General features: G+C 69.5%; 12 protein-coding genes. 7 read left to right on the top strand and 5 right to left on the bottom strand.

The features are described from left to right. Positions 1 to 33: 33 nt before the first annotated feature. The 3 genes from ACFWI9_RS07260 to ACFWI9_RS07250 all read right to left on the bottom strand — a co-directional run bounded on the left by ACFWI9_RS07260 (position 34) and on the right by ACFWI9_RS07250 (position 2,542). On the bottom strand, positions 34 to 786 hold the full coding sequence (locus tag ACFWI9_RS07260) for an ABC transporter permease (protein WP_387159564.1): 753 nt from the start codon (positions 784 to 786) through the stop codon (positions 34 to 36). Positions 787 to 854: 68 nt separating this feature from the next. Further along, positions 855 to 1,817, bottom strand: a complete 963-nt coding sequence (locus ACFWI9_RS07255) for an ATP-binding cassette domain-containing protein (protein WP_387159538.1) — start codon at positions 1,815 to 1,817, stop codon at positions 855 to 857. A gap of 50 nt (positions 1,818 to 1,867) precedes the next feature. Continuing rightward, positions 1,868 to 2,542 carry a hypothetical protein gene (locus tag ACFWI9_RS07250; protein WP_387159537.1) on the bottom strand — a complete coding sequence of 225 codons (675 nt, stop codon included), beginning with the start codon at positions 2,540 to 2,542 and terminating at the stop codon, positions 1,868 to 1,870. 239 nt (positions 2,543 to 2,781) lie between these two features. Here ACFWI9_RS07250 and ACFWI9_RS07245 point away from each other — a divergent pair, with 239 nt between their 5' ends. Then, a complete protein-coding gene (locus ACFWI9_RS07245) occupies positions 2,782 to 3,534 on the top strand; it encodes a helix-turn-helix domain-containing protein (RefSeq protein ID WP_387159563.1) in 753 nt (250 codons plus the stop codon). A 9-nt stretch (positions 3,535 to 3,543) separates the two neighbouring features. On the opposite strand, the gene ACFWI9_RS07240 is transcribed toward ACFWI9_RS07245, so the two are convergent. Continuing rightward, positions 3,544 to 5,427, bottom strand: coding sequence for a glycoside hydrolase family 15 protein (locus ACFWI9_RS07240; protein ID WP_387159536.1), 1,884 nt, complete (start codon positions 5,425 to 5,427; stop codon positions 3,544 to 3,546). Positions 5,428 to 5,648: 221 nt separating this feature from the next. Between ACFWI9_RS07240 and ACFWI9_RS07235 the strand changes: the two genes are divergently transcribed. The 6 genes from ACFWI9_RS07235 to ACFWI9_RS07210 all read left to right on the top strand — a co-directional run bounded on the left by ACFWI9_RS07235 (position 5,649) and on the right by ACFWI9_RS07210 (position 11,013). Further along, positions 5,649 to 7,049: a DUF2254 domain-containing protein gene (locus ACFWI9_RS07235; RefSeq protein WP_387159535.1), complete on the top strand. Its 1,401-nt coding sequence runs from the start codon at positions 5,649 to 5,651 to the stop codon at positions 7,047 to 7,049. Between the two features lie 20 nt (positions 7,050 to 7,069). Beyond that, positions 7,070 to 8,326, top strand: a complete 1,257-nt coding sequence (locus ACFWI9_RS07230) for an ROK family glucokinase (RefSeq protein WP_387159534.1) — start codon at positions 7,070 to 7,072, stop codon at positions 8,324 to 8,326. After that, positions 8,323 to 8,919: a hypothetical protein gene (locus tag ACFWI9_RS07225; protein ID WP_387159533.1), complete on the top strand. Its 597-nt coding sequence runs from the start codon at positions 8,323 to 8,325 to the stop codon at positions 8,917 to 8,919. Before ACFWI9_RS07230 ends, ACFWI9_RS07225 begins: the two co-directional genes overlap by 4 nt. Positions 8,920 to 9,101: 182 nt before the next feature. Further along, a complete protein-coding gene (locus ACFWI9_RS07220) occupies positions 9,102 to 9,470 on the top strand; it encodes a hypothetical protein (protein WP_387159532.1) in 369 nt (122 codons plus the stop codon). Positions 9,471 to 9,601: 131 nt separating this feature from the next. Beyond that, a complete protein-coding gene (locus ACFWI9_RS07215) occupies positions 9,602 to 10,291 on the top strand; it encodes a DUF3105 domain-containing protein (protein WP_387159531.1) in 690 nt (229 codons plus the stop codon). Continuing rightward, a complete protein-coding gene (locus ACFWI9_RS07210; protein WP_387159530.1) occupies positions 10,288 to 11,013 on the top strand; it encodes a DUF305 domain-containing protein in 726 nt (241 codons plus the stop codon). Before ACFWI9_RS07215 ends, ACFWI9_RS07210 begins: the two co-directional genes overlap by 4 nt. Positions 11,014 to 11,182: 169 nt before the next feature. On the opposite strand, the gene ACFWI9_RS07205 is transcribed toward ACFWI9_RS07210, so the two are convergent. Then, positions 11,183 to 11,623, bottom strand: coding sequence for a VOC family protein (locus ACFWI9_RS07205; protein WP_387159529.1), 441 nt, complete (start codon positions 11,621 to 11,623; stop codon positions 11,183 to 11,185). Positions 11,624 to 11,929: the final 306 nt, after the last annotated feature.

The raw sequence follows: 11,929 nt of genomic DNA, 5'->3' as shown, positions 1-11,929 counted from the left end.
CGCCGCGGGAGGTGTCCCGCGCTGCCACGGTGCCTACTTCGGATCGTGGTTGAACTTCGAGGTCGACCAGCGGTAGCCGAGTACGGCCAGTCCCAGGCACCAGACGACCGCGAGCCAGCCGTTGTTCCCGATCTCGGTGCCGAGCAGCAGTCCGCGCAGGGTCTCGATGGCGGGGGTGAAGGGCTGGTACTCGGCGATCGGCCGGAACCAGCCCGGCATCGAGTCGATCGGGACGAAAGCGCTGGAGAGGAGCGGCAGCAGGATCATGGGCAGTGCGTTGTTGCTGGCGGCCTCGGCGTTCGGGCTGACCAGGCCCATGCCGACGGCGATCCAGGTGAACGCCAGGGCGAAGAGCACAAGCAGTCCGAACGCGGCGAGCCACTCCAGGACGGTGGCGTCGGTGGAGCGGAAGCCGATGGCCACCGCGACGGCGCCGACGAGGATCACGCTGGCGATCGACTGGAGCACGCTGCCGATGACATGCCCGATGAGCACCGAGCCGCGGTGGATCGCCATGGTGCGGAAGCGGGCGATGATGCCCTCGGTCATGTCGTTGGAAACGGAGACCGCGGTGCCGACCACCGTGCTGCCGATGGTCATCAGCAGCAGGCCCGGGACGATGTAGGCGATGTATCTGGAGCGGTCCGGGCTCCCGCCGCCGATGCCCGCGCTCATGGTGTCGCCGAAGATGTAGACGAAGAGCAGCAGCAGCATGATCGGGGTGAGCAGCAGGTTCAGCGTGAGGGACGGATAGCGCCGGGCGTGCAGGAGGTTGCGGCGCAGCATCGTGGCGGAGTCGCGTACGGCGTGGGAGACCCGGGACGGGGTCGGGCGGGCGGGAGCCAGGGTGGTACTCAACGGACGCTCTCCTTGGTCTGGTCGGGGACGCCGGCGCCGCTGGTGAGCGCGAAGAAGACGTCATCGAGGTCGGGGGTGTGCACGGTCAGCTCGTCGGCCTCGACACCGGTCGAGTCCAGCCGGTCGAGGATGGCGCGCAACTCGCGCTGGCTGCCGCCGCTGGGGAGGTGCAACGCGAGGGACTCGTCGTCCCGGGAGGCCTCGCCCAGGGCGGAGACGGCGCTCTGGTACGTGACCGGGTCGGTGAAGCGGAGCCGGACGTGGCCGCCGTGGACGAGCCGCTTCAGTTCATCGGCGGTTCCCTCCGCGGCGATCCTGCCGTCGTTGAGTACGGCGATGCGGTCGGCGAGTTCGTCTGCCTCCTCCAGATACTGGGTGGTGAGGAAGACCGTGACGCCGCCTGTGACGAGCTCGCGGATGATCTGCCACATGTTGTGCCGGGAGCGCGGGTCGAGGCCGGTGGTCGGCTCGTCGAGGAAGATGATGCGCGGGCCGCCGACCAGCGTCATGGCGATGTCGAGCCGGCGCTTCATACCGCCTGAGTAGGTGGAGGCGGGTTTCCTCGCGGCCTCGGTGAGGTCGAAGCGCTCCAGCAGTTCGGCGGCGACCCGCCGTCCTTCGCGCCTGGAGAAGTGGTGCAGGTCCGCCATCAGGAGCATGTTCTCCTCACCGGTGATCAGTCCGTCCACGGCGGAGAACTGCCCGGTGACGCCGATCGCGGCGCGCACGGACTGAGGGTCGGTGGCGAGGTCGTGGCCTCCGACGGTGATCGGGCCACTGGTGGAGCCGGGGGATATCAGGGTGGACAGGACCTTGACGGCGGTGGTCTTGCCGGCCCCGTTGGGGCCGAGCAGGGAGAAGATCGTTCCTTCCGGGACGGCCAGGTCGACTCCGTCGAGGACGGTCTTGTCGCCGTAGGACTTACGCAGCCCGTTCGCCGCGATGGCCAGGTAGGTCATTGAGGAGTGCTCCTTGTCGGTTGCGGGGTCGCGGGTTGCGGGAATCGGGTTCAGAGGCTGCGGGCGGTGATGTCGCCGTAGGAGGTGGTCGCGTGGATGTCCAGGCCGGTCGCGTCGCCGCCGTCCGTGTTCTTCAGCGCGTTGTGGATCCGGCCGTAGCCGGTGCCGGCGTCCAGGGAGGCGGAGACGCCGCGGGCGGCGCCGACGTTGATCAGTCCGTACTCGGTGCGCAGCGTGACCGTGCCGCCCATGGCCTCGGTGATGTGGATGTCGCCCTTCTGGGTGCTGATCTCCGCGGGGCCGCCGAGGCGGCCGACCGAGATGTCGCCGGCCTGGAGGCTGAGGCGGGTGCTCGCGGCCTCGTCCAGCTTGACCGCGGCCAGCGCGCCCTCGAAGACGACGTCGCCGAGCCGTCCCACGCCGCGGAGTTCGGCGCTGGCCGCCTTCGCCTCGACCCGGGAACCGGCGGGCAGTTGGACCGTCACCTCAAGGGATCCGGGGTGGCCGAGGATCCGGTTCCTCGCGGCCGGGGCCTCGATCCGCAGGACACCGTCGCCGTATGCGACCTCGACCTGCTCCGCCGCCTTCACATCGCGGCTCTTGGCGGCGTCTGCGGGCAGGACCTCGACCGTGGTGTCAGGCCGGTCGGCGGCGATGAACCGGATGCGGCCGGCGGGGATGTCGAGGAGGGCGGAGATCGGGGCGGGGGTGTCGAACTTCTGCATGACGTGTTCCTTCGGTTTCTTCGGTTCGTTGTTTCCGACATGAGAAACGCTACGTTGCGTTCGAGTATCCGGCAACATGCTCGTTGCGTTGAGTTGCTAGTTATGCAGGTCAGAGCCTCAAGATCATTGCAATGGATCTGGAGCTAATGCAATGACCCCTCTGGGCTTCATTGCAATGAATTGAAGGTGAACGCTATGGTGGCGGAGATGTCACGACCATGGACACGAAGGAGGGCGCCATGCCGGGAGGCCGGCTCACCCAGCAGGAACGCCAGCAGATCGCGCTGGGACTGGCCGACGGTCTTGCCTACGCGGAGATCGCCCGACGCCTCGACCGCCCGACCTCGACCGTCACGCGCGAGGTCATGCGCAACGGCGGCCCCGCCGCCTACCGCGCCGACCTCGCCCACCGCGCCACCGAGCGCCGCGCCCAGCGCCGCGGGCAAGCCCCACCCCGGGTGTCGACAGCGGCCCCGCAGGCGCACGGACGCGACCCCGAGGCGGTGCGCGAGTACGAGGAGGCGTTCACCACCGTCCTCATGGCCAACGGTCTGTCCAACAGGATGATGGCCAGAGTGCTGGTCTGCCTCTACACCACCGACGCGGGCAGTCTCACCGCGTCCGAGCTCGTCCAGCGCCTCCAGGTCAGCCCGGCGTCGATCTCCAAGGCCATCGCGTTCCTCGAAAGCCAGAGCCTGGTCCGCCGCGAACGCGACGAACGCCGCCGCGAGCGCTACATCGTGGACGACGACGTCTGGTACCAGTCGATGCTGGCCAGTGCCCGCGCCAACGCGCGACTCGTGGAAACCGCGCGTCAGGGCGTCGGCGTACTGGGCCGCGACACCCCCGCCGCCGTCCGCCTGGAGAACATCGCCCGCTTCCTGGACTTCGTCACCGAGAGCATCACACGCGCGGCGGAGCAGGCTCGCGAGATCCTCTACGCCGAACCGGAAGCGGCTTCGGGTGGCGAGCGTTCTGACGGGGCGGTGTGACGGGGCGGCCTAGAGGAACGAACCGGTGCCTTCGCCCGAGACCGGTGCGCCGTCCGCCTCCCTGCGGTTCAGCTCCCTGTCCAGGGTCAGTGCCGTGTCGATGAACGCCAGATGGGTGAAAGCCTGTGGGAAGTTGCCGAGTTGCCGACCGGTCAGGTCGATCTCCTCGGAGTACAGGCCCAGATGGTTCGCGTACGTCAGCATCTTCTCCAGCACGAGCCTGGACTGGTTCAGCCGGCCCGCCCGTGCCAGCGCGTCCACATAGGTGAACGTGCAGAGCGAGAAGGTGCCTTCGGAGCCGCGCAGCCCGTCAGGTGACGCCTCGGGGTTGTAGCGGTAGACCAGGCTGTCGTTGACGAGCTCGCGGTCCATGGCGTCGAGCGTGGAGGTCCACATCGGGTCATCCGGGGTGATGAACCCGACCGTGGACATCCGCAGCAGCGACGAGTCGAGTACGTCGCTTCCGTAGTGCTGTACGAACGCCCTGCGCTCGGGGTCCCAGCCACGGGTCATGACCTGCTCGTAGAGCTTGTCGCGCTCCGTGCTCCAGCGCGCCAGCGAGGCCGGACGGCCGCTCGCCACGGCCAGTCGCAGTGCCCGGTCGAAGGCGACCCAGGACATCACCCGCCCGTAGGTGAAGTCCTGGCGTCCGCCCCGGGTCTCCCACAGTCCCTCCTCGGGTTGGTCCCAGTTGTCGCTGAGCCAGTCGACGAGTGTGCGCAGGGAGGTCCAGCCGCGGTGGTCGAGCTGGATGCCTCGCTCATGGGCGAAGAAGATGCTGTCCAGTGCCTCGCCGTAGATGTCCAACTGGAGCTGGGCGGCTGCCCCGTTGCCGATGCGCACCGGATTGGATCCCGCGTAGCCCTCCCAGTGGTCGAGCGTCTCCTCGACCAGATCGGAGGATCCGTCGACCCGGTACATGATGTTGAGCGGGCCCGACGAGCCCGGCCGCTCAGCCTGTTCGTGCACGCGGTCGCGCAGCCAGCCGATGAAGGCCGCGGCCTCCTCGGTGAAGCCCAGGCCCAGCAGGGCGTAGACGGAGAACGAGGCGTCGCGGATCCAGGTGAACCGGTAGTCCCAGTTCCGCTCGCCGCCCAACTGCTCGGGCAGTCCGGCGGTGGGGGCCGCCACCAGGGCGCCGCTCGGGGCGTAGGTCATCAGCTTCAGCGTCACGGCCGAGCGTTCCACCGCCTCCCGCCAGCGGCCGGAGTAGCGGGACTGGTGGAGCCAGGAGCGCCAGAACTGGACGGTCTCCTCGAAGAGGTCCACGAACTCGCTGTGGGTGATGTGCCGTGGCGGCCCGTCGGCGAAGGTCTCGATGACCACGCCCCGCTCCTGCCCTGCCTGGAGGGTGAGTTTGAAGTGCAGATCCTGGTCGTCACCGTAGAAGACGGGCACCAGCCGTACGTCCTCGGGTTCACGCACCGCGTGGACCGTCAGCTCCATCCCCTCGGCCGCGAACACAGCGCCCTTCTCGGTGAAGTGCAGTTTGTGCGGCTTGCGGCCGTAGTCGAAGCGGGGGGCGATGTCCACGTCGAAGGTGAGGCTCCCGCGCACGCAGCGCAGCAGACGTACGAGGCGGTGCCGGTCGGTGGCCGATGTCCCGGTCACCGGCATGAAGTCGATGACCTCGCCCGCGCCGCCCTCGGTCATGAAACGGGTGACGAGGATGGCGGTGTCCGGCAGGTACAGCTGCTTGGTGGAGTACGTGGTGTCGGTCGGGGTGACCTTGAAGTGCCCGCCCTTCTCGCTGTCCAGCAGTGCCCCGAAGATGCTGGGCGAATCGAACCGCGGAGTGCAGTACCAGTCGATGGTTCCGTTGGTGGTGACCAGCGCTGCCGTCTGGAGGTCACCGATCAGACCGTGGTCCTCGATCAGGGGGTAGTCGCCCATCCTTGAGCCCCTTTCGCCCCGGGCGGGAGGCGGACGCCGCCCCTCACCACCCCATCAGCTTAGACAATCGGATCATTTGGGGCTTTTCGGGGCGAGTAGTGCTTCCCGGTGCACGCCACTACCGTGGAGGAGCGCGAAGTGAAGCTTGCACAGGGACGGCACGAAGGGCATGAAGAGCGCGCTGAGCAGCCGCATCAGGTGATCCCGGGGGTGCGACGCCCATGATGTCCTGGGCCACGGTCTTCCAGCTGAGGCAGTACTCCAAGGCGAGTCTGTGGATCGTGCCGCTGCTCGGGTTCGTGTTCGGTGCCCTGCTCGCCGACGCCGCGGTATGGCTCGACACCAACGTCGACGCGCCGCCCGGCTGGGAGTACTCCGCGACCACCGCGAGCAGTGTGCTCAGCTCCATCGTCGGAGCGATGGTCGCCCTGCTCGGATTCGTCGTCACCATCGGTGTCCTCGTGGTCCAGCAGGCCACGGGCACCCTGTCCCCCCGCTATATGCGCCTGTGGTACCGCGACCGCCTGCAGAAGGCCGTGCTCGCCACCTTCACCGGGACGTTCGCCTTCTCCTTCTCCCTGCTGCGCAACGTCGAAGCCGACTTCGTGCCCGACATCGGGGTGACACTGGCGGGCGCCGCCGTGGCCGTGAGCCTGGTACTGCTGCTGGTCTACCTCAACCGCTTCACCCACAACCTCAGACCGGTCGCCATCGCCTCCCTGGTGGTGCGGTCCGGGCAGCGGGTGCTCGACCGGGGGACCGCGCCGGCGCGGAGCGGGACGCTGCGGCCCGCCGCACCGGGCGGCGAGCCGCTCCCCGCGCGCCCGGCGGCCGGATCGGTGACCCCGGTCGTCACCGAGCGGGGCGGCACCGTCCAGGGCCTCCAGGTGGCCCGGCTGAGGGCCGCGGCCGAGCGGTACGACTGCGTGCTCGTGCTGCCGATGCGGATCGGTGACTTCGTGCCACCGGGTGCCACCCTGATCGAGATCCACGGGGAGACGCGGCCGGACCCCCGAGCCCTGAGCGGATATATCGCCCTGGGTGTCGAACGGACGATCGAGCAGGATCCCGCCTTCGCCCTGCGCATCCTGGTGGACATCGCCATCAGGGCACTGTCACCTGCCGTCAACGACCCCACGACCGCCGTCCAGGTGCTGAACCACATCGAGGCCTTCCTGCACACCGTGGGAAGGATGGAGCTGGCCCCCGACCACGTCGCCCATGACAGCCGGGGGCTGCCCAGACTCGTGGTGCCCGGGCGGTCCTGGGAGGACTTCTTCGAGCTGGCGGTGACCGAGATCCGCGAATACGGCTCCTCCTCCATCCAGGTCTGCCGACGGCTCCGGGCCGTACTGCACGGTCTGCTCGCCGTGCTGCCCGAGGACCGCGCCGTGACGATTCGCACAGAGCTGGGGCTCCTCGACAGCGCCGTACGGCAGGCCTTCCCCGACCCGGTGCGGCAGGCCATGGCGCTCACCCCCGACCGCCAGGGCATCGGTGGGGGAACGGGAGGGGCCGGCTCCGATGCGCCCGGAACCGACGGGCGCGCCGGGTCCGGTGAGGCCGCGGATGGCACAATCGGGCAGGGCGGGCGCCGTCCGCCTCCGCCGACCGGACCTTAACGACCACTCACAGGGAAGCCGTGAGCACGTACCGTGACTTCGCCCACAGGGGCGCCGCCCGGGCCACCGCCCTGCGGACCGCCGGCACACGGGAGCGGCGCTCACACCTCACCGCGCCGCGCGTTCCCACCGTGGGGATCGACATCGGTGGCACGAAGGTGATGGCCGGTGTCGTCGATGCCGACGGCGTCATCCTGGAGAAGGTCCGCACCGAGACCCCAGACAAGTCCAAGAGCCCCAAGGTGGTCGAGGACGTCATCGTCGAGCTCGTACTCGACCTCTCCGACCGCCACGATGTGCACGCAGTCGGCATCGGGGCGGCCGGCTGGGTGGACGCCGACCGCTCCACGGTGCTCTTCGCGCCTCATCTCGCCTGGCGCAACGAACCCCTGCGCGACTCGCTGGAGAAGCGCCTCGCCGTCCCCGTCATGGTGGACAACGACGCCAACACCGCGGCCTGGGCGGAGTGGCGCTTCGGTGCCGGCCGGGGCGAGGACCACCTGGTCATGATCACGCTCGGCACCGGTATCGGCGGGGCGATCCTGGAGGGCGGGCAGGTCAAGCGGGGCAAGTACGGGGTCGCCGGTGAGTTCGGCCATATGCAGGTCGTACCCGGCGGGCACCGCTGCCCCTGCGGCAACCGCGGTTGCTGGGAGCAGTACAGCTCCGGCAACGCGCTGGTGCGCGAGGCCCGCGAACTGGCCGCCGCCGACTCACCGGTCGCGTACAACATCATCGACCGGGTCAAGGGCAGCGTCCCCGACATCACCGGACCGCTGATCACCGAGCTGGCCCGGGAGGGCGACGCCATGTGCGTCGAGCTCTTCCAGGACATCGGTCAGTGGCTCGGCGTCGGTATCGCCAATCTCGCGGCGGCGCTCGACCCCTCCTGCTTCGTCATCGGCGGCGGTGTCAGCGCGGCCGACGATCTGCTGATCGGCCCCGCGCGGGACGCGTTCCGGCGCCATCTCACCGGGCGCGGCTACCGGCCCGAAGCCCGGATCGCCAAGGCCCAGCTCGGCCCGGAAGCCGGTATGGTCGGCGCCGCCGACCTCGCCCGGCTCGTCGCCCGCCGCTTCCGGCGCGCCAACCGTCGCCGAGTCGAGCGCCATGAGCGGTACGAGCGCTACGCCCAGGCGCTGCGCAACCCCGGCCCGAACAGCGGCAGCGCCGGCAACGGGAGCGCGAGCGGCGAAGAGGGCCGCACGGGCAGGGGCGCCGGCGGCAGCACCCCCCGCACCACCCCTCGCACCACCCCTCAGGAACCCTCCTCATGAACCGACAGCCCGCACAGCAGCCGGAGAGCGCACACCCGGACGACGCCGGAAACGCCGTGCGCCCCCCGGAGGACCGGCGGCACATGATTCTGCGCCGCTGTCTGACGCTGCTGGTCATCGTGCTCCTCATCGGCGTCCCGGCCGGATATCTGGTGATCTCCGCCGAACAGAGCCGGGACAGCGGCCGGGACAAGGAGCGCGAGTCGTCGGCGACCGGTCTGCGGGAGAGCTGGCCGTCCAAGATGAAGCGCCGGGTCTTCGAGGTGCCCATCCCCGCGAAGTCCACCGAGGTCGCCTACTACGAGACCTCCAACTGGAAGTCCAGCAGGCTCTTCGTCACCTTCCGGACCACCGCGGCGGGGCTCGACCGCTTCCTCAACCGGATCGGCACCACCCGCTCGGAGCTGACGACCGGCGAGGTCAGCGTCAGCGAGCGCGACGCGTCCACCGCGGGCTGGACGTTCGGCCCCGAGTCCTACTGGTCGGGCACCACCCACTCGCAGGCGGACCCCCGACCCACCCAGGACATCACCGTCAATCTGACCGATCCGTCATCGCCGAGGGTCTACGTCGTCTCGACCACCACCCCCTGAGCTCTTGCCCCCGGCCGCGGTCGCCTGACCTGGACCAACACCGAAGTCCCGCCGTGGAATCGGCCTTGCCTGCGACTTCGTCCGAGCTCTACCGTCACGCCATGCGAAGACGCCGTGACCAACCCGCAGAACCAGCGGCACCGCCACATGCCTTGAACGCGATCGCGATCACCATTCGGGAAATGGTGGCGCTTGTCGAGACGTTCGAGTACGCCCATGCGCAGATCGCCGTGCGGAGCGACGCCGACGACGAGACGATCGCCAAGGCCAGCGGTTCCCTTCTGATACCGGCCCTGTACGCGCGAGCCGGATTCGCCGCCGGAAGGCAAAGCGACCGCATCCCCCTGCTCGTGAGCGAGCTCGGCTCGCTGGAGGCCGCTGTGCTCAACCTGGAGTCCTACGGGGGGCATGAGGCCGCGTTGTGCGTGGGCTACGGAATGCTCGACAGCTTGGGAAAGCGCGAGGCCGGTACCGGCAACCTGCGCTCCGTACACGGAATCCTGGCCTTCGCTGACGAGGCGGCGGACCCGGCCCAGGACATCGTCGTGTAATCCGAGCACGCGGGCGCTCCTTCGGGTGAGGGCGGGGGAGCGTTGCCGGGAACCTCGGCCGGAGACCGCTAGCGTCGGGAGGCGGCTCGCGTTCGCCGGGCCCCTCAACCGAGAAGGACATGGAGATGGGCATGCGCTTCGCCATCAGCCCCCTGGTCGCCGGTGCCGCCGTGGCAGGACTCGCAGCGGCACTCGCCCTCCCCTCGGGTGGCGCTCCCACGGAGACCGCGACGGCAGTCCGAGTCGCCTCGGTCAGCAGCCCTCACGCACTCGGCAGTTCTGGCCCCCACGCGCCGACCCGCGAGTCCGCGATGAGCGCGCAGGCCGCCCCGCAGGCGCCGAAGCGCACGGAGGACGCTGCCGTCATGGTCGGTGAGCCGATCAGGGGTGAGAAGGTCTGGGACGCCGGGAAGCTCGGGCGCAGGCACGTCACCACGGCGGTGACCTATCCGATGAAGCCGCCGGTCGGCGGCGACCACCACCCGGTGTGGATGAACTGCGATGGGATCGTCTACGACAGGCCGATCCGCGAGGAGAACGCCGTGCACTCCCTGGAACACGGCGCGGTGTGGGTGACGTACAACGACAGAGCCCCGGCGGCCGACGTGCACAAGCTCGAGGACAAGGTACGCAGGATCCCGTACGCGATGATGAGCCCGGTCAAGGACCAGGCCGGGCCCGTCATGTTGAGCGCCTGGGGCAGGCAGCTGACGGTCGGCAGCGCGGACGACCCGCGGGTGGACCAGTTCCTCACCAAGTACGTGCAGGGTCCGCAGACGCCCGAGCCCGGTGCTACATGCGCGGGGGGACTGACCGCGTGAACCGGACCTGGACGAGGACGCGTGGGCTCGTCGTCACGGCCGTCCTGCCGTTGCTGCTGTCCGCGTCCGCAGGCGCGGCGACTGTCGTGCCGGCGGGCGGCGACGCCGCTCACCAGGCCGGACGCGGGGGTACGTTGACCGTCCCCGCGCCGGACTCGGCGGAGGCCGGATTCGCCCGTGACATGGCAGTCCATCACCAGCAGGCGGTGGAGATGTCCTTCGTCGTCCGCGACCGCACCGAGGACGAGGACGTGCGCAGACTCGCGTACGACATCGCCAACACCCAGGCCAATCAGCGGGGCATGCTGCTGGGCTGGCTGGACCTGTGGGGGCTGCCGAAGGTCGCGCCCGGAACGGCACCGATGGCCTGGATGGCGTCTCTCGGCAGCAGTGGCGGCGGCGGTGGTCACGAGGAGCACGACGAGCGCGGTGGTCACCGAGGCCGTGAGGGCTCGCTGATGCCCGGCATGGCGACCCGGGCGGAGCTGGAGCAACTGGCATCGGCGAGCGGCAAGCAGGCCGAAGTGCTCTTCCTGCGAATGATGACCGACCACCACAAGGGCGGTATCGCGATGGCACGGGGCTGCGCGGACCTGTGTACCGTGCCGCAGGAGAAGGCCCTCGCCCAGAAGATGCTCGACGCGCAGCAGTCCGAGACGGATCTGATGGCGGACATGCTGAAGCAGCGCCTACAAGGGGAGAGCGCACGCCGAACCGAGTGAGGACCGCCGGATGAATGGTGCGGGTCACGTCGGGCCGTGGCGGCTGTCGTGGTTCGCGCTATGCCGGGAGACGAGGTATTCCGACGGCGGTGGCCTGGACAGCCGAGGAACAGTCGAGTTCCTGGCCGCGGCCACCGTGCCGGCACCTCAGTGAGCGGACTGCCCTCGCTCAGGTCAGCTGCTCGGCCAGCGCGAGGATGATTCCGCTCGGGCCGCGGAGGTAGCAGAGCAGGTAGCTGTCCTCGTAGCGCGTCACCTCGCCGACGAGTTCGGCGCCGTGCGGCCGGAGGCGGGCGAGGGTGTCTTCGATGTCATCGACGGCGAACATGACGCGGTGCAGGCCCAGCGTGTTCGCCGGGGTGGTCTCCGGCTCGGGGGTGATCGCCTTCGGGGTGTGGTACTTCGCCAGTTCGAGCCGGCCCGGGGCGTCCGGAACCCGCATCATCGCGATCTCGCATCGCATGTCGTCGAGCCCGACGACCTTTCCGGCCCAGCTTCCCTCGATCGGCATCCTGCCTTCCAGCTCCATGCCGAGCTCGGTGAAGAAGGCGACGGCGGCGTCGAGGTCGTCGACGACGATGCCGACGTTGTCCATGCGCTGAATCGTCATGCCCCCGAGCGTAGGGGCCGGGTCCGACACCGTCGGCTCAACCAGCCGTCTCGCCGCCCGATCGCCACTCCTTCTCACGGTTTCGGGGCCGAGCGGGGGCACCGTCACCTTCGGGAGGTCGCGCTCGCCGTGTGACTCCTCGCGGAACTGCCGACGTTCGGCGGTCGGTCGCCCCTCGTGGCTACCGGACGCGCACCGGTGACACCGCAGCCATGCGGTTCTCCGGGGCCCCGGGGGGGGGGGGGGCGAGGGTCTAGACGGCGTTCCAGCGGGCCGCGCGCGGCGCGCCGGCCGGCGGCGGGATCT

The organism is Streptomyces sp. NPDC127084 (assembly GCF_042724175.1).
GTDB lineage: Bacteria > Actinomycetota > Actinomycetes > Streptomycetales > Streptomycetaceae > Streptomyces.
The sequence above is the reverse complement of the archived record's forward strand: the minus strand, read 5'-3'. Positions and strand labels throughout refer to the sequence as shown.